16 protein-coding genes and 2 pseudogenes are annotated in these 15,431 nt (G+C 63.3%); 8 read left to right on the top strand and 10 right to left on the bottom strand.

Annotation, left to right across the window (positions count from 1 at the left end; genetic code table 11):
• Positions 1-876: a S1C family serine protease gene (locus ACVDG8_RS29055; protein WP_447251523.1), complete on the bottom strand. Its 876-nt coding sequence runs from the start codon at positions 874-876 to the stop codon at positions 1-3.
• 161 nt (positions 877-1,037) lie between these two features.
• On the opposite strand from ACVDG8_RS29055, the pseudogene ACVDG8_RS29050 reads away from it, so the two are divergent.
• Positions 1,038-1,984 (top strand): annotated as a pseudogene (locus ACVDG8_RS29050) (S1C family serine protease).
• Here the strand turns inward: ACVDG8_RS29050 and ACVDG8_RS29045 are convergent.
• Positions 1,985-2,416: a VOC family protein gene (locus tag ACVDG8_RS29045; protein WP_447251521.1), complete on the bottom strand. Its 432-nt coding sequence runs from the start codon at positions 2,414-2,416 to the stop codon at positions 1,985-1,987.
• Between the two features lie 66 nt (positions 2,417-2,482).
• Here ACVDG8_RS29045 and ACVDG8_RS29040 point away from each other — a divergent pair, with 66 nt between their 5' ends.
• Complete coding sequence (locus ACVDG8_RS29040) at positions 2,483-3,109, top strand: helix-turn-helix domain-containing protein (protein WP_447251520.1); 627 nt, start codon at positions 2,483-2,485, stop codon at positions 3,107-3,109.
• On the opposite strand, the gene ACVDG8_RS29035 is transcribed toward ACVDG8_RS29040, so the two are convergent.
• The gene (locus ACVDG8_RS29035; RefSeq protein ID WP_447251519.1) at positions 3,051-3,998 is read right to left on the bottom strand and encodes a LysR family transcriptional regulator; all 948 of its coding nucleotides are present in this window, start codon (positions 3,996-3,998) and stop codon (positions 3,051-3,053) included. The two genes, ACVDG8_RS29040 and ACVDG8_RS29035, sit on opposite strands and share 59 nt — an antisense overlap.
• 109 nt (positions 3,999-4,107) lie before the next feature.
• Here ACVDG8_RS29035 and ACVDG8_RS29030 point away from each other — a divergent pair, with 109 nt between their 5' ends.
• The 3 genes from ACVDG8_RS29030 to ACVDG8_RS29020 all read left to right on the top strand — a co-directional run bounded on the left by ACVDG8_RS29030 (position 4,108) and on the right by ACVDG8_RS29020 (position 6,361).
• The gene (locus tag ACVDG8_RS29030) at positions 4,108-4,746 is read left to right on the top strand and encodes an FMN-dependent NADH-azoreductase (protein ID WP_447251518.1); all 639 of its coding nucleotides are present in this window, start codon (positions 4,108-4,110) and stop codon (positions 4,744-4,746) included.
• 216 nt (positions 4,747-4,962) lie between these two features.
• Complete coding sequence (locus ACVDG8_RS29025; protein ID WP_447251517.1) at positions 4,963-5,391, top strand: carbohydrate ABC transporter permease; 429 nt, start codon at positions 4,963-4,965, stop codon at positions 5,389-5,391.
• Positions 5,392-5,428: 37 nt separating this feature from the next.
• Positions 5,429-6,361 (top strand): 3-keto-5-aminohexanoate cleavage protein, encoded by a 933-nt coding sequence (locus ACVDG8_RS29020; protein ID WP_447251516.1) that lies wholly within the window; start codon positions 5,429-5,431, stop codon positions 6,359-6,361.
• A gap of 49 nt (positions 6,362-6,410) precedes the next feature.
• Here the strand turns inward: ACVDG8_RS29020 and ACVDG8_RS29015 are convergent, their stop codons facing one another.
• The gene (locus ACVDG8_RS29015) at positions 6,411-6,704 is read right to left on the bottom strand and encodes an HlyU family transcriptional regulator (RefSeq protein WP_447251515.1); all 294 of its coding nucleotides are present in this window, start codon (positions 6,702-6,704) and stop codon (positions 6,411-6,413) included.
• A 49-nt stretch (positions 6,705-6,753) separates the two neighbouring features.
• The gene (locus ACVDG8_RS29010) at positions 6,754-7,395 is read right to left on the bottom strand and encodes a TetR/AcrR family transcriptional regulator (RefSeq protein WP_447251514.1); all 642 of its coding nucleotides are present in this window, start codon (positions 7,393-7,395) and stop codon (positions 6,754-6,756) included.
• Positions 7,396-7,569: 174 nt separating this feature from the next.
• Between ACVDG8_RS29010 and ACVDG8_RS29005 the strand changes: the two genes are divergently transcribed.
• Both ACVDG8_RS29005 and ACVDG8_RS29000 read left to right on the top strand, forming a co-directional pair.
• Complete coding sequence (locus ACVDG8_RS29005) at positions 7,570-8,247, top strand: PspA/IM30 family protein (protein ID WP_447251513.1); 678 nt, start codon at positions 7,570-7,572, stop codon at positions 8,245-8,247.
• 64 nt (positions 8,248-8,311) lie between these two features.
• Positions 8,312-8,572: a YiaA/YiaB family inner membrane protein gene (locus ACVDG8_RS29000; protein ID WP_027054810.1), complete on the top strand. Its 261-nt coding sequence runs from the start codon at positions 8,312-8,314 to the stop codon at positions 8,570-8,572.
• Positions 8,573-8,734: 162 nt separating this feature from the next.
• Here ACVDG8_RS29000 and ACVDG8_RS28995 read toward each other — a convergent pair.
• Positions 8,735-10,105: pseudogene (locus tag ACVDG8_RS28995) on the bottom strand (IS1182 family transposase).
• Between the two features lie 102 nt (positions 10,106-10,207).
• The gene (locus ACVDG8_RS28990) at positions 10,208-10,894 is read right to left on the bottom strand and encodes a PadR family transcriptional regulator (RefSeq protein ID WP_447251512.1); all 687 of its coding nucleotides are present in this window, start codon (positions 10,892-10,894) and stop codon (positions 10,208-10,210) included.
• 220 nt (positions 10,895-11,114) lie between these two features.
• Here ACVDG8_RS28990 and ACVDG8_RS28985 point away from each other — a divergent pair, with 220 nt between their 5' ends.
• Complete coding sequence (locus tag ACVDG8_RS28985; protein WP_447251511.1) at positions 11,115-11,981, top strand: patatin-like phospholipase family protein; 867 nt, start codon at positions 11,115-11,117, stop codon at positions 11,979-11,981.
• Between the two features lie 4 nt (positions 11,982-11,985).
• Here ACVDG8_RS28985 and ACVDG8_RS28980 read toward each other — a convergent pair whose 3' ends face one another.
• The 3 genes from ACVDG8_RS28980 to rpoD form a co-directional block, all read right to left on the bottom strand.
• Positions 11,986-12,366 (bottom strand): thiol-disulfide oxidoreductase DCC family protein, encoded by a 381-nt coding sequence (locus tag ACVDG8_RS28980; RefSeq protein ID WP_447257125.1) that lies wholly within the window; start codon positions 12,364-12,366, stop codon positions 11,986-11,988.
• A gap of 67 nt (positions 12,367-12,433) precedes the next feature.
• The gene (locus ACVDG8_RS28975; RefSeq protein ID WP_447251510.1) at positions 12,434-12,727 is read right to left on the bottom strand and encodes a GYD domain-containing protein; all 294 of its coding nucleotides are present in this window, start codon (positions 12,725-12,727) and stop codon (positions 12,434-12,436) included.
• 287 nt (positions 12,728-13,014) lie between these two features.
• Positions 13,015-15,042 (bottom strand): RNA polymerase sigma factor RpoD, encoded by a 2,028-nt coding sequence (gene rpoD, locus ACVDG8_RS28970; protein ID WP_455707327.1) that lies wholly within the window; start codon positions 15,040-15,042, stop codon positions 13,015-13,017.
• Positions 15,043-15,431 lie beyond the last annotated feature (389 nt).

The following is a 15,431-nucleotide window of genomic DNA, read 5'->3' as shown; positions in this document are numbered from 1 at the left end:
TCAACTCAGCGGCTTTTCGCCGATGGTGATCGAGACGTCGCGCAGTGCGCCGCCGCTCGAAATACCAAGCGTGACTGTCGCGCCGGCGCTGTCCGGTCCAAGCTTGCGGATCAGCTCGCGCGGACCGCGCACGGCCTCGCCGTTCCAGGCGACGATGATGTCGCCGACATGCAGGCCGGCGGCCTTGGCCGGGCCGTTGTCGTCGAGGCTCATGACCATGGCGCCATGGGTGTCGCCGTTGCGGATCGGGTGCAGTCCAGCGCCGAGATAGCCGCGCGCGACATGGCCCTTCTCGCGCAGTGTCGCCACCGCCCGTTCGATCGTCTCATAGGGCATGACCAGTGCCCGCCGGCGCGGTCCGAACAACAGCATGCCAATCAGGCCGCCCTTGGCGTCGAGCACCGGACCGCCCTCGAAACGGCCGCCGGTGGCGATGGCGAGGTTGATGCGCCGGTCGATGGTGCCGCCGCGCATCGAGCGCCATGCCGGCCCGACCTCGCCGACCGTGCCGAACACGGCAAGTGCCGTGCCATCGCTGTTGCCCGTGGCGATCGCCAGATTGCCGGGCCGTACCGTGCCGGCCTGAGCGAGTTGCGGCAGACCTGCCGGTGTCGAAGCCGGTTTCAGAAGGGCAACGCCTGTCGAAGGATCGCGGCCGACGAGCTCGGCCTTGACCGTCTCGCCGGAAGCCAGTGTCAGCTCGATCTCTTCACCGGCTTCGACCGCCTCCTCGGCGGTAACGAAGTAACCGTCGCGCCAGTGGAAGGCGCTGGCGGTGCGATGGTGATGCGTCGCAAAACTCGCCACCGCCGGCGCGGCGGTTGCCGCGACGTCCGCGATGGCGTCGGAAAAAGCAGTTAGATTGAAGTCGCTCATATCAAATATCTCCTGGGTTCGGTGACCCAGATATCGCTCCATGTCGCGCCCGCGGGTACTCGCCTGACGGCTAGTCGGTGGCATGACTGGCCACTTGGTCAGGTCGCGGCGCCCACAGCCGCTCCGCACATATAGTCATCATTCCACATGGGAACACGCAGATGGCCTTTGCCGCCGAGAAACTCCAATCCGATGATACCTTGCTCGACGCTTACTCCTCGAGTGTCGCTGACGCCGTCGATCGCATCGGCCCGGCCGTATGCCGCATCGAGCGCATCGGCGCCGGCGGCCATGGCTCGGGCTTCGTCATTGCGCAGGACGGACTGGTCGTCACCAACTTCCACGTCGTCGGCGATGCACGCGCCGTGCGCGTCACCACGCCGGACGGCGTAGCCCGCGAAGGCCGCGTTCTCGGTCGCGATCCCGACACCGACATCGCCTTGGTGCGCGCCGACGGCAATTTCGCCGATGTCGCGCCGCTCGGCGATTCCAAGCGCCTGCGCCGTGGCCAGATCGCGATCGCCATCGGCAATCCGTTGGGGTTCGAATGGACGGTGACCGCCGGCGTGGTCTCCGCGCTCGGCCGCTCGATGCGTGCTTCGACCGGGCGGCTGATCGACGACGTCATCCAGACCGACGCGGCGCTGAACCCAGGCAATTCCGGCGGCCCGCTGGTGTCGTCGGCCGGCGAGGTGATCGGCGTCAACACTGCCATGATCCATGGCGCGCAAGGCATCGCTTTCGCGGTCGCCTCCAACACCGCCAACTTCGTCATCTCCGAGATCATCCGCTTCGGCCGCGTGCGGCGCGCCTTTATCGGCGTCTCCGCCGACACGACCAACCTGCCGCGCCGGGCGGCACTGCTGTCGCAGGTCACCACCAACACGGCGGTGCGCCTGCGCAGCGTCGAAAGGACGGCCCCGCCGCGAAGGCCGGCCTGAAGGAAGGCGACATTATCGCGGCAATAGACGGCCGCCCGGTCACCGGGGTCGATGATCTCGTGCGGATGCTGGATGCCGAGCATATCAGCCGCGAGACGCTGTGCACGGTCGTGCGCAGGACGGGCGTCAGCCAGGTCGCGGTGACGCCGGTGGCGCGGGCGGGGTGATTATGGCTCAATCCCGCCCGAACCCTCGGCATATTGCGCCAAAAATTCCTCGCTCGGCGGGATCGGCTTGATAACATCGATCAGCACGCCATTGGGGTCCTTGGTGATGAAATGACGCTGGCCAAAGGGCTCGTCGCGCAGCGAGCGCAGGATCGGCAGCCCGGCCCCAACGACGCGCTCATAAACCGCATCGGGGTCGCGGACCTCGAAATTGATCAGCAGACCCGAAGTCCGCCCCCGTCCCTCCTCCGGGATCGTCTCATGATCGCCCTGGACGATGCCCAGATTGACGCGCCTGTCCTCAGCCGAGCGCAGATGCACATACCAGTCGCTCTCAAACAGCGGCTCGAAACGGAAGTGGTTGACATAGAAGGCCGCCGTGCCGGCGACATCACCGGTCATTAGCACCGGGTAATAGCTCGTCGTCCTCATCTTTCTTTCTCCGGTTCCATAACATACAGTCTGTATGCAAATGCGAATAACATACAGGCTGCATGTATGCAACACGACTCCGGACGCCGCTCAAACCGCGATCGCACCGAAGCCACGCTCGCCGATTTGATCCGCGCCGCGCGAAAGCTGTTTACGGAAAAATCCTATGCAGAGACCGGCACGCCGGAGATCGTCGCCGAAGCCGGCGTGACGCGCGGCGCGCTCTATCATCACTTCACCGACAAGCAGGCGCTGTTCGCGGCGGTCGTCGAGCAGGAGGCCGCGGCTGTGGCTGCAGAGATCGATCATGCCTCGCCTCCGTCACTATCGGCGCGTGACGCGCTGATTGCCGGATCGGACGCCTATCTGGCGGCAATGCGGCTCCCCGGCCGCACCCGCCTCCTACTGCTAGACGGTCCCGCCGTGCTCGGCCGCGCCGCCATGGACGAGATCGACAACCGCCACGGCAACCGCTCGCTGCGCGAGGGCCTTGTCGCGGCGATGCGGGCGCAAGCGATGACCAGATTGCCGGCCGAGGCGCTGACGGCCTTGCTGGCCGCAGCCTTCGACCGCGCGGCCCTTGCCATCGAAGCTGGCGCGCCGGCTGAGGATTACCGCGCGGTGCTGATCGCCCTTATGGACGGCTTGTCTCCGGCCCCTCTTCCGTCCACACGCCCGACTCCATCTCGTTGAAGCTGCCGAGCTGCCGCCTGAACTCGTCGATCAGCCAGGACGCCGCCGGCTTGGGGCTGCGGTCGGTGCGGTGCATGGCATAGAGCGGCGAGCGCACCTCGCGATAGGGTTCGAGATCGAGCTCGACCAGCCGGCCGCTGGCGAGGTCTTCGGCAATCAGCCAGCGCGGCAGGCCGCCCCAGCCGAGACCTTCTCGCATCAGGGCGTGCTTGGTACGCACGTCTGTCAGCCGCCAGGTGCGGTAGGCGAAGACGCCATAGTCGCGCCCGCGCGTGCGCTCCGACTGGTCGGTGACGACGAGCTGGATATGCTCGCGAAGATCCTCGACCGCGATAGGGCCCGGCAGTTTCGCCAGCGGGTGGTCAGGCGCTGCCGCCGGCACGATCGAGGTGAAGCCGATGCGCAGCAGATTGACATCGGCATCGCCTATCAGCCCGCCGAAGCCCAGATCCGACAGGCCATTGGCGACCTGATCGACGATCAGGCCGAGCGAGCCGATATAAAGGCGCAGCATCACCGCCGGAAACTGGGCCTCGAAGGCCTTGAGCACCCGCACCAGCGCCGGCGATGGCAGCGCCACGTCGACCGATACTGTCACTTCCGCCTCCAGTCCTTGCCGATAGCCGTCGGCGCGCGAGCGGATGCGCTGCAGCACGCCCATCATGCCCCGTGCGTCCTCCAGCATCGCCTTGCCGACATCGGTCAGCTGCGGCTCGCGCACGCCTTCGCGCTCGAACAGTTTCAGGCCGAGCTGCGCCTCCAGATTGGCGATGCCGTAGCTCACCACCGATTGCGCCCGGTTGAGCTTGCGGCCGGCAGCCGAGAAGCTGCCCGTGTCGGCCACCGCAATGAGTATCTGAAGCTGGTCGAGCGTCGGATTGGGCTGCATGATCAATCAACTCTATAGATGGATTTCATGCAAATTATACCAGTTTTCCAGATAGGCCGACAATCCCATATTGACGGGGAAGTTCAAATCCAACCCCAAGGGGACCGCCATGTCTATTCTTCTTGTTACGTCAAGCCCGCGCGGCGCAGCTTCGCACTCGACCCGCGTCGCCACCGATCTTGCCCAGAAGCTGGTTGCCGCCGATCCGTCGAACACGCTTGTCGTGCGCGATCTGGTCGCCAATCCGCTGCCGCATATCGACCCTGATTACGCCACCGGCATCTACACGCCGGCCGAAGCGCGTTCGCCGCGCCAGGCTGAAGTCGTCGGCGTTTCCGACGCCGTGCTCGACGAGCTTTTCGCCGCCGACACCGTGATCCTGGCCACCGGCTTCATCAACTTCAACATCTCCTCGACGTTGAAGTCCTGGGTCGACCACATCGCCCGTTCCGGCAAGAGCTTCGCCTATGGTGAGGGCGGCCCGAAGGGCTTGGTCAACGGCAAGAAGGTCTATATCGTGCTGGCGTCCGGCGGCATCTATTCCGAGGGCGCCGCGGTTCAACTGGACCATGCCATTCCTTATCTGCGCAGCGTGCTCGGCTTCCTCGGCATGACCGATGTCGAGGTGATCCGCATCGAAGGCGTCAGCATGGGCGCTGACGCCATCACCGCCGCGCTGGCTAAGGCGACCGCAAAGGTCGACGCCATCGCCGCCGCAACTGCAGATCAGGTCGCTATCGCGGCGTAAATTTCGACTGGCAGACTGAAAGGCAGACGTCAAGGGCGTCTGCCTTAAGCCGCCTCTCTATAAGGGTGGCAGCACCACTGCGAGATGGCGAGACCAATTTCGTCCGCTATTTGGCCAATTCCGTTGGCATCACCGTGGCCTCGGTCGCCTTGATCCTTCCCTGTGGCACGCTCGCCGGCTACGCCACAGCCCGTTATCGGTTCCGGCTAAGCTCGATTGTTCGACAGCTATCTCGGGCTGATCCCGGTCTACGTCGCGATGGGCATCCCGTCAGCTGTCTTCATCATGACCGGCTTCCTGCGCACACTGCTGCGCGAACTGGAAGAATCCGCGCGCATAGACGGCGCCAGCGAGTTCCGCATCATGCGCTCCATCATGCTGCCGCTGGCGCGTCCGGCATTGGTGATAGTGGCAATCCAGAACGCGGTGCCGATCTGGAACGACCTTTTCTTCCCGCTGGTCCTGATCACATCCGACAATTTGAAGACACTGCCGCAGGGGTTGACCGTGTTCGTCGGCGAGTTCACCACAGACTGGGGTGTGCTGTTCACCGGCCTGACACTGGCGGCGCTGCCCATTACGCTGGTTTATATCGTGCTGTCGAAACAGTTCATTTCCGGCATCACGCAAGGCGCGGTCAAATAGGCACCACCAGATAGCGAACGCATTGAGGCATCACCAAGTGGCAAACCAGAACAAGATCATCATCACCTGCGCGGTCACCGGCTCGATTCATACGCCGTCGATGTCGTCGCATTTGCCGGTTACAGCCGAGCAGATTGCCACAGCCGCCATCGAAGCGGCCGAGGCTGGCGCCGCCATCGTCCATCTGCATGCTCGCAATCCGCTCGATGGACGCCCCGACCAGTCGACGGAGGCCTTCGCTCCCTTCCTGCAAGTCATCAAGCAGCGCTCCAACTGCGTCGTCAACATCACCACCGGCGGCGCCGCGACGATGAGCGTGGAAGAGCGCGTCAGGCCAGCAAAGGTCTTTGCGCCCGAAGTCGCGTCGCTCAACATGGGGTCGATGAATTTCGCCCTGTTCCCAATGCTGGAACGCTTCAAGACCTTCCAGCATGACTGGGAACAACCTTATCTCGAATCCTCGCGCGACCGGATCTTCCGCAACACGTTTGGCGATATCGAGCACATTTTGCGTACCTGCGCCGACAACGGCACCCGTTTCGAGATCGAGTGCTACGACATCGGCCATCTCTACACATTGGCGCATTTCGTCGACCGCGGCTTGGTGAAGGCGCCGTTCTTCGTCCAGAGCGTGTTCGGCATTCTTGGCGGCATCGGTACGCACCCGGAAGATGTTGCCCATATGAAGCGCACAGCCGACCGGCTGTTCGGCAGCGACTATCACTGGTCGGTGCTGGGCGCCGGCCGCCATCAGTTGCCGATCGCCACACAGGCGATCGCATTGGGCGGCAATGTGCGCGTCGGCCTGGAGGACTCGCTCTGGATCGGCAAGGGCAAGCTCGCCCGTTCCAGCGCCGAGCAGGTGACCAAGGTGAGGCAGATCATCGAAGGCTTCGGCGCCTCGATCACCACGCCCGACGAAGCGCGGCAGATCCTGCAGCTTAAAGGCGGCGACAAGGTCGGATTCTGATCGATCAGGAAGCGAGGCCGGGGCTGCGGTAATCCGGCTTCCTGGGCTGTCAGCCGAAAATTCTTTCGCCCTGCTCATCGACCAGTTGGATGCCCTTCTTGATCGAGATGTCGACGGCATCGTCGAGGCCGGCGAAACGATCGGCGCGGATGAAGCGATGTTCCTTCATGACGCCGTCAACTTCCTTCGAGACGACGCCGCAGGTCTGGTACTGGCCTTCGGCCTTGTAGGGCGTGGCGCTGATCAGGAATCCCTTGTGCTCGACCTGCTTTTCCGGCTTGGCGCTGCCGGTCTCCGTTGCCTCGCCACCGCCGCCGCCAAAAAGCCGTTTCAGAAAAGACATCGCTTAAAAACTCCATTCCATGCGAACGCTTGTAAATCGCGTTCTGTGTTCACGCAGGTTTGGTCCTAGCATGCGCGAATGCGCCGCCGCGTTCCAGTCCCCTCACGAAAACGCCGACCAGAAGCTCGATCTGCTGCCAGATTTCGTCGGCCTGACGGCTGTCCGATTTGGCGACGTAGCCGCTGGTGACGATGCCATGCACGCTTGACCACAAAGCGCGGGCGGCGAGCGCGCGACGATCGTCGTCGAGCTCGAAGTTGCCTGCCTTCAGCACACCGGCGACGATGTCGAACAGTTCGTCGAGCCGCGCCTGGTAGGAATCGGGACCCGGCCGCGTGGCGCGGCTGCGGTTGAAGGCTAGCAACGCCGGCCAGCTGCCAGGATGCGCCTCGACGAACCGCACATAGGCGCCGGCCATTGCCAGGATGCGATGTTCGACATCGCTCACCCCTTGCCTTTCGAGATCGGCCATCGCCGTGAGACCCGCGACACCCAGCCGGTCGAGGAGCCGCATGTTGACGGCGCGGTGCACCTCGTCAAGATCGGCAAACAGATTATAGACGGATCCGACCGAGATGCCGGCCTGCTCGGCGATGGTGCGCGCCTTCAGATTGTCCATGCCGCCCTCGTTGAGCAGCGTCTCGGCAATGACGAGAACCTTCTCGCTCATTTCTTCCTTGTTCAGTGCCATGCGCATTCCTGTCCTTGCGCCGCAAGCCGGCGTTGCCTGGCTTCGGAGCTTCCATGTTCTCGCATTTACCATGCCCGGGGCTTCGTGAACAGCGTTCAAAATAGTTCTTGAACAATGTTCATCTCCTGCTATGTTGGCGTTGTGAACATTGTTCACATCAACAGGAGAGACACCATGCTTAGCCTGATCAAGACATTGCTGGACGGCGCCAGCGCCCGGGCCGAGGACAATCTGAAGGACCGTTTTGCCATCGACCTTCTGGCGCAGCGCATCCGCGACGCGGAGGCTAGCCTCGCCGCCGCCAAGCAGACGCTCGGCTCGCTGATCGTGCGCCAGCGTGCCGAGCAAGCAAGCCTCGACCAGCTCGAACGCCGCATCGCCGATCTGGAGACCCGCACGCTGAGCGCGCTTTCGGCCAACAACCAGGCGCTTGCCGAAGGTGGCGCGACGGCAATTGCCGAACTCGAGAACGAGCGCGAGGTCCGCCGTGCGACCGTAAAGAGACTTGGCGAAAAGACGCTGCGGATGCGCCTGTCCGTCGAGCAGGCGCACTGCCGCATCGTCGATCTCAACCAGGGCATGATCTCGGCCAGAGCCATCGATGCCGAACGCAAGGCGCAATCTCGCCTCAACCGTTCGATCGGCCGCACCGCAAGCATCAACGAGGCGGAAGAGCTGCTCGCCCGCATCAAGGGCAGCAGCGATCCGTTCGAGGAGGCCGGCATCCTCGACGAGATCGACGGCGAGTTGCGTCACGAGGCGATCCGCGACCGGCTTGCCGAAGCCGGCCACGGGCCGTCGGTGAAGGTGCGCGCCAAGGATGTGCTCGAGCGCCTGAAGACCATCAGCTGAAAACCAGCCTTTGCAAACCTGACTTCCATCAAGCCCGACACCATCAAACCAACGGAGAACACCAATGAACGCCAACCAGACCTACATCATGTTCAACACCGCCTCGGTCGGTGCCGCCTATTTCATGCTCGGCCTGTCGCTGTGGCTGGCCCCGGTCGACCTGGCGACCAAGGGCTACTGGGCCATGGGCATCCTGCTCCTGACCGGCAGCCTGGTAAACCTGGTCAAGTACCGCACCGACGAACGCATCTCCGCCGAGACCACCGCCAAGATCGAGAAGGCGCGCAATGAAAAGCTGATCAGCGAATATGTCGGCAAGGAATGACGCCATCCGCATCAGCTCCAACAAAATAGCCCGGGTCTCCCCGGGCTCAGACCGCTGACAAACCCCGTCGATTTTCGGCGGGGTTTTGTTTTTGCGGATTGATTTGGCTCAGCAAATTTGTGTCGGGAGGAGATGTCAGGAGACAGCTGGCGGCGATGGGCCTCAGGCGAGGCTCGGTTTGAGCTTTGGCCAGAGGCTGATTGCGATCTTTTTCATGTTCTGGGCGGCGGCTGCGATCAGGCACTGGCAGGCGACACGAGTTCGCCCTCGGAAGCGGGCGTAGCGGTGGCCAAAGAGCTGCTTGGCATCGGCGAAGGAGCGCTCGACCGTCTCCTTGCGGCGCCGGTAGATGGCCTTGCCCCAAGCCGTGAGCCGGTTGGCGTCGACCCGCTCGCGGGCATCTTGCCAGACATGGCGCGTGATCGTGCGCTCGGCCTTGGCGTTTGATGTGCAGGAGGCCAGCAGCGGACAGTCGCGGCAGATGGCTGGATCGCTCCTGTAATGGCGATAGCCACTGCGTTCGGTGGTGACGTAGGTGAGCAGCTGGCCCTGCGGGCAACGATAGCCGTCCGCCTCCGGTTCATAGACGAAGTTGCTCTTTCTCATCTTGCCAGGCTTTGGCGGGGTCGGGTTGCGATAGCCGATGACGCCGCTGATGTTCCTGTCCTCCAGGCCCTTGGCGATGCCCGGCGTGGCATAGCCGGCATCCAGCCCCGCCGCCGCCACGGTGAAGCCGAAGCGCTTAACCTGACGGTCGAGCCGGCCTAGATAGACGATCGAGTCATGCACGTTGGCCGGCGTGGCGTATGTGTCGGTGATGATGCCGCAGCGCCCATCCACCGTGCGGTGATCGAGGTAGAAGAAGCCCTTCGGCTTGCCCTCGCGCACCATGTAGCCGGCATCCGGATCGGCGCGCGAGATCTTGGTCTGCTTCTGCGCAGGCTTGCGCTCCTTGGCCTTCAGCGGCTTTTGGCCATGCAGCGTCCGTTCCGCCTCGATGGCGCGGTCCAGATCGGCCCAGTAGTCGGCGCGCGACTTGGCCACCATGGCAAGGTCGTACTTGCCCTTGTTGGCGTTGGCCTTCAGATGTGTGCTGTCGGTATAGAGCACCGTCCCGTCCACCAGCCCCACCCCGATCGCCTGTTCGACGATGCGGTCGAAGATCGCTTGCGCGACCGTCTCGTCTTGATAGCGACGGCGTCGGTTCTGCGACAGCGTCGAGGCATCGAACACCTTGTCGGTCAGCTTCAGCCGCAGGAACTAGCGATAGGCGACATTGACCTCGATCTCGCGCACCAACTGCCGCTCCGAGCGCACCCCGAACAGGTAGCCGATGAACAGCGCCTTGAACATCAAGGTCGGGTCGAGCGGCGGCCGACCATTGTCGGCACAGTACAAGGGCGCTGTCAGATCGTGGATGAAGGAAAAGTCGATCGCTCGATCGATCTTGCGCAACAAGTGATCAGCCGGAACCAGCTGATCCAACGTTACCATCTCAAGCGCGGTCTGTTCAGGGGCGGGTCGCTTCAACATGACCCAGTGAATCAAAAACCCCCGGCAAATGCCAGGGGTTTGTCAGCAGTCTGAGGGCGGGTCTCCCCGGGCTATTTTACGTATCGCGAAGTGCCGCCCGCCTCAGCGGGGCGTCAGCGCTTCCAGCGCCTCGGCGGCAGCTTCGAGAATGGCGATCGCCTCGGCCTGCTTTTCAGCCGGGGCATCGACGATGTCGCCGAGCGCCGCGCGCAGTCGGTGACGGATGGCACGGAATTCGTCACGTGTTTCCGAGCGCTCGCCGCGCCCACCGCGACCGCCGCGCCGATCCTCGCCATCGTCGTTCCAGCCGAACCAGTCGCGCGCCTTGGCCATCTTGCGGCCGAAGCGTTCGAGGTGTTCGAGCACGCCGTCGATCATCTCGCGATTGTCGGCAAGATGCGCCTGCCCCGCCTCGGTGATCGAAAACACCTTCTTGTTGCCTTCGCTCGACGAGACGGCATAGCCGGCCTCTTCCAGGAAGGTCAGCGTCGGGTAGACCACGCCCGGGCTCGGGCTGTAGATGCCGCTGGTGCGCTCCTCGAGCGCCTTGATGATGTCGTAGCCGTGGCGCGGCGCCTCGGCCAGCAGCGACAGCGTGATCAGCTTGAGATCGCCGTCGGCCAGCATGCGTCCGGCGCGGAAGAAGTCGCCGGGGCCGCCGCGTCCACCGCCCCTGCCGCCATGGCCGAACGGGCCGAAACCGCCGCCGCGGCCGCCGAATTTACCGGCCATATGCATGAACATGCGCTCGCCGAAATGATTGTGCCCGAAATGATTGTCCTTGTGCATTGATTGCTCCTTGAGTTGTATCTTACGATATATCTTAATTAGGCATTCGCGCTGCTGAGGTCAAGATATATCTTACGATGTATCTGAGTGTCGCGCCAGAGGCTTGGTTCGCCTGCCTCGCGCGCACCGGTTCACGAACGCGTGCTGTCCCGAAACAAACAGCGCGCGCGATACGAAATCCGAGCAAGGCTCTTCAACGGGGCCGCAGGGAGGTGACGCCATGACGGCAGGAACAGAGGGCAGAACGGCGCTGGTGCTGGCAGGCGGCGGTAGCTTCGGCGCCGTGCAAGTCGGCATGCTGAAGGCACTGGTCGCGGCTGGTGTCACCGCCGACCTTGTCGTCGGCTCCAGTGTCGGCGCCATCAACGGTGCCTGTTATGCCGCCGCCGCTACGGTGGAGAACATCGCGCGGCTGGAGACCCTGTGGCGCGGCATCACCCGCAACGACGTCTTCCCCATGAGTTGGCGCTCGATGCTCGGTTTCGCGGCGCGGCGCGACTTCTTGTCCGCCTCGCATGGCATCCGCAACCTGATCGATCGCAACCTGCCCTATCGCAATCTCGAGGATGCGCCGATCCCGATCCACATCATCGCCACCGATCTCTTTTCCGGCGAGGCGGTGATCCTATCGAAGGGCAATGCCGCCGATGCCATTGCCGCAAGTTGCGCCATTCCGGTGGCGTTCGCGCCGGTGCGTGTCGGCGAGCGGCTGCTAATCGACGGCGCCGTTACCTCGAACACTCCGGTCCGTGTCGCCGTTGGCCTCGGCGCGCGCCGTCTGATCGTCCTGCCGACCGGATTTTCCTGCAATCTGCACACGCCGCCGCAAGGCGCCGTCGCCAATGGCCTGCACGCGCTGACGCTGTTGATCGCTAGGCAACTGGTTCGGGAGTTGGACACGCTGGCAAGCGACATCGACTACGCGATCGTGCCGTCGCTCTGTCCGCTGGCAGGCTCGGCTTACGATTTCACACGCACCGCCGCGCTGATTGACGACGCCGAAAGATCGACGCTGGTCTGGATCGAGGCCGGTGGATTGTCGAAGCGCGTGGTTCCGGATCAGCTGCGCCCCCATTCGCATCGCTAGGCCGCTACCAGCGGCCCTTGCGCCGGTTCCAAGCATAGAGCAGATCGGCGAAGCGATCGTAGGCAAACCGCGTCAGCGGCAAGGCAACCGGATTGCCGAACAGCGTCGCCAACCAGCCTTCGCCCGGCGTTGCTTTCCATACGGCAATCGCGACATCGGCGCCGACCAGCAGCCGGCCCTGATCGTCAATGGCATGCAGGCGGCGGCGAATGTCTTCCAGCGAGGCGCCGAAGGCGGAAAGCGTTTCGGGCTCGAAATTGATGTCGCGAAATTCGATGCGACCGGCCTTGACCGCCTCGATCAGCCGCCGCTTCTGGTGGTTGATGCCGGCGTCGCACACCGGGCAGCGTGTGTTGTACCAGACGGTCAGCAACGGCTTGGCCATCGCATGACTATTGGCCTGTGCCATGCAATCCGCAATGCGACCTACTGGCCGGGCGCCTGCCGAGAACTCATCTCAGCGAACTGATGATCTCGCGATAAGCGACTTCCGGGAAAGCTTTCAGCGTTCTTGTCCGCACGTCGCCGCCGGCGGCCAGCATCAGCGTGAAGCGGGCAAACACCGCATCGTCGGGCGCCTCGACCACCGCGACGATGTCGCATTCGCCCAAGGTGAGATAGAACGCCTTGAACGAGCCGCCCATATCCGCGAGCTGCTTCTTGGCGGCATCGAGCCGCTTCGGCGACTCGCGCACGTTCCTGGCGCCCTGCTCCGTCCAGTTGATCAACAGGATGTAGGTGGTCATGGTTCGCCTCCTTCCAAGCCGCGCAGACCGGGGCCTCGGCATCCGGGTTGTCGCCCGGAAAATGCATCTGAGATGAAATTATCCTCCTGAGGCGAACATCCCGCAAGGACCACCGCGCCGCGAGCTTCGCGCCGGGCATCGCGAAGGCGGCGGCATGGCGACGACCGCAAGCGACCGGGGCGGCATCATCGTCAGGAGCGCGGCTGAACGTGCCGCTGTAGGAGCAGCCGCTTGAAATGAAGAAGGGCGCCTTGATGGGCGCCCTTGATCTCTGCAATCGGGAAGTGTCAACTGTCGAGGAAGCTTCGCAGCTTACGGCTCCGGCTCGGATGCTTGAGCTTGCGCAGCGCCTTGGCTTCGATCTGGCGGATACGCTCGCGGGTGACCGAGAACTGTTGGCCGACCTCTTCCAGCGTGTGGTCGGTGTTCATGCCGATGCCGAAGCGCATGCGAAGCACACGTTCCTCGCGCGGCGTCAGCGAGGCCAGCACGCGCGTGGTGGTCTCGCGCAGATTGGCCTGGATCGCCGCGTCGATCGGCAGGATCGCCATCTTGTCCTCGATGAAATCGCCCAGATGCGAATCCTCCTCGTCACCGACCGGCGTTTCGAGCGAGATCGGCTCCTTGGCGATCTTCAGCACCTTGCGCACTTTTTCGAGCGGCATGGCGAGCTTTTCGGCCAGTTCTTCCGGCGTCGGCTCGCGGCCGATCTCGTGCAGCATCTGGCGCGAGGTGCGCACGATCTTGTTGATCGTCTCGATCATGTGCACCGGGATGCGGATGGTGCGCGCCTGGTCGGCGATCGAACGGGTGATCGCCTGCCGGATCCACCATGTCGCGTAGGTCGAGAACTTGTAGCCGCGGCGGTATTCGAATTTGTCGACCGCCTTCATCAGGCCGATATTGCCTTCCTGGATCAGGTCGAGGAACTGCAGGCCACGGTTGGTGTATTTCTTGGCAATCGAGATGACCAGACGCAGGTTCGCCTCGACCATTTCCTTCTTGGCGATCGCGGCCTCGCGCTCGCCCTTCTGGACCTGGTTGACGATCTTGCGGAATTCCAGGATCGAGATCGCCGTCTCGGTGGCGAGGTTCTGGATCTCGGCGCGCAGCTCCTTGATCGTGTCCTTCTCGTTCTTGGTGAATTCCTTCCAGCCGCGCGACGTCAGATTGGCGATCGAGCGCATCCAGTTCGGATCGAGCTCCGAGCCCTGGTACTCCTTGAGGAACTCCTCGCGGCGCACGCCATAGCTTTCGGCGAGCCGCAACAGCTTGCCTTCGTTCTGCACCAGGCGCTTGTTGATGTCGTAGAGCTGCTCGACCAGCGCCTCGATGCGCGCGGCGTTGAGCGACAGCGACTTCACCGCCTTGATCAGCTGATCCTTCAGCTCCTTCAGCCGGCGGTCCTGGCTGGGCGAAAGCGTGCCGGCCGCGGCCAGGCGGTTCTCGACCTGCTGGTCCTGCAGCTTCCTGAGCTTCTTGTAGGTGTCAGCAATGACGTCGAGCGTCTCCATCACCTGGGGGCGGAGTTCGGCTTCCATCGCCGCCAGCGACAGGCTCGCCTCGTCCTCGTCGTCTTCCTCTTCCTCCAGCCCGCGCATGTCGCCGCCGACATTGGTGATGTCGTCTTCTTCATCGCGCTGGGCCGCGCGTCCGCGCGGCTTCTCTTCGGGCTTGGGCGCTTCCTCGATGCGCTCGACGACCGGCGCCTGCTTGGCCTCGGGGCCGGCATAGGTCGCTTCGAGGTCGATGATCTCGCGCAGCAGGATCTTGGATTCGTTGAGTTCGTCGCGCCAGATGATGATGGCCTGGAAAGTCAGCGGGCTTTCGCACAAGCCGGCAATCATCGTCTCGCGGCCGGCCTCGATGCGCTTGGCGATGGCGATTTCGCCCTCGCGCGACAGAAGCTCGACCGAGCCCATCTCGCGCAGATACATGCGCACTGGATCGTCGGTACGGTCGGTCGGCTCTTTCTTGGTGGTCGTGGCCGCGACGGCCGTGCCGGTCTGCTCGGCAAGCTCGTTGGCGTCTTCCTCGGCGTCGGCGGGCGTTTCGGCCTCGGCCTCCTCACCGACCTCGTCGTCCTCGACGACATTGATGCCCATGTCGCTGAGCATCGCATTGATGTCTTCGATGCGGTCCGGGTCGGTCTCTTCCGAAGGCAGCACCGCGTTCAATTCGTCGAGCGTGACATAGCCGCGTTTCTTCGCGGCCTTGATCATCTTCTTGACAGCATCGTCGGAAAGGTCGAGCAGAGGCCCATCGGTGGTGCCTTCGCGTTCGGTCTCGACCTCTTCCTTTTCCTTTGTCGCCATTCTTTGTCGTCTCCAAGCGGCCGAATATCGAAGCCGCGTAAACTGCCGGACCGGTTATGCCGGATGCGTCCGCACCAGAACGCTTTCTACCGACCCGGCATCATCTCTTTTGTCTGATGCATCTCATTGCCCCAAAACCTGTTTCCACTTTTGGGCGACATGCATTAAGTCCAGATTAACCCTGATATCTGGGGCAGGCCCTTTGCCTGTCCAGTCATCGCCTGTGCCCCAAATCGCTCGATTTCCGCCGACGCCGGGACCCGGTTAACGTTTCGAATCGTCCTGATTCCGCCAATCTGCCAGAAGGTCAAGCGCCTCTCGCATGATTCGCATGAAAAAAGCGAATCAATTACCCGACTTAGAGGCGTCGATTCGACGCGCTGCACATT

The organism is Mesorhizobium sp. ORM8.1, from assembly GCF_053005525.2.
The sequence above is the reverse complement of the archived record's forward strand: the minus strand, read 5'-3'. Positions and strand labels throughout refer to the sequence as shown.

Coding starts and splice junctions, on each gene's coding strand:
- ACVDG8_RS29055 (WP_447251523.1), bottom strand. CDS start 876: ATGAGCGACTTCAATCTAACTGCTTTTTCCGACGCCATCGCGGACGTC.
- ACVDG8_RS29045 (WP_447251521.1), bottom strand. CDS start 2,416: ATGAGGACGACGAGCTATTACCCGGTGCTAATGACCGGTGATGTCGCC.
- ACVDG8_RS29040 (WP_447251520.1), top strand. CDS start 2,483: ATGCAACACGACTCCGGACGCCGCTCAAACCGCGATCGCACCGAAGCC.
- ACVDG8_RS29035 (WP_447251519.1), bottom strand. CDS start 3,998: ATGCAGCCCAATCCGACGCTCGACCAGCTTCAGATACTCATTGCGGTG.
- ACVDG8_RS29030 (WP_447251518.1), top strand. CDS start 4,108: ATGTCTATTCTTCTTGTTACGTCAAGCCCGCGCGGCGCAGCTTCGCAC.
- ACVDG8_RS29015 (WP_447251515.1), bottom strand. CDS start 6,704: ATGTCTTTTCTGAAACGGCTTTTTGGCGGCGGCGGTGGCGAGGCAACG.
- ACVDG8_RS29010 (WP_447251514.1), bottom strand. CDS start 7,395: ATGGCACTGAACAAGGAAGAAATGAGCGAGAAGGTTCTCGTCATTGCC.
- ACVDG8_RS29005 (WP_447251513.1), top strand. CDS start 7,570: ATGCTTAGCCTGATCAAGACATTGCTGGACGGCGCCAGCGCCCGGGCC.
- ACVDG8_RS29000 (WP_027054810.1), top strand. CDS start 8,312: ATGAACGCCAACCAGACCTACATCATGTTCAACACCGCCTCGGTCGGT.
- ACVDG8_RS28990 (WP_447251512.1), bottom strand. CDS start 10,894: ATGCACAAGGACAATCATTTCGGGCACAATCATTTCGGCGAGCGCATG.
- ACVDG8_RS28985 (WP_447251511.1), top strand. CDS start 11,115: ATGACGGCAGGAACAGAGGGCAGAACGGCGCTGGTGCTGGCAGGCGGC.
- ACVDG8_RS28980 (WP_447257125.1), bottom strand. CDS start 12,366: ATGGCCAAGCCGTTGCTGACCGTCTGGTACAACACACGCTGCCCGGTG.
- ACVDG8_RS28975 (WP_447251510.1), bottom strand. CDS start 12,727: ATGACCACCTACATCCTGTTGATCAACTGGACGGAGCAGGGCGCCAGG.
- rpoD (WP_455707327.1), bottom strand. CDS start 15,042: ATGGCGACAAAGGAAAAGGAAGAGGTCGAGACCGAACGCGAAGGCACC.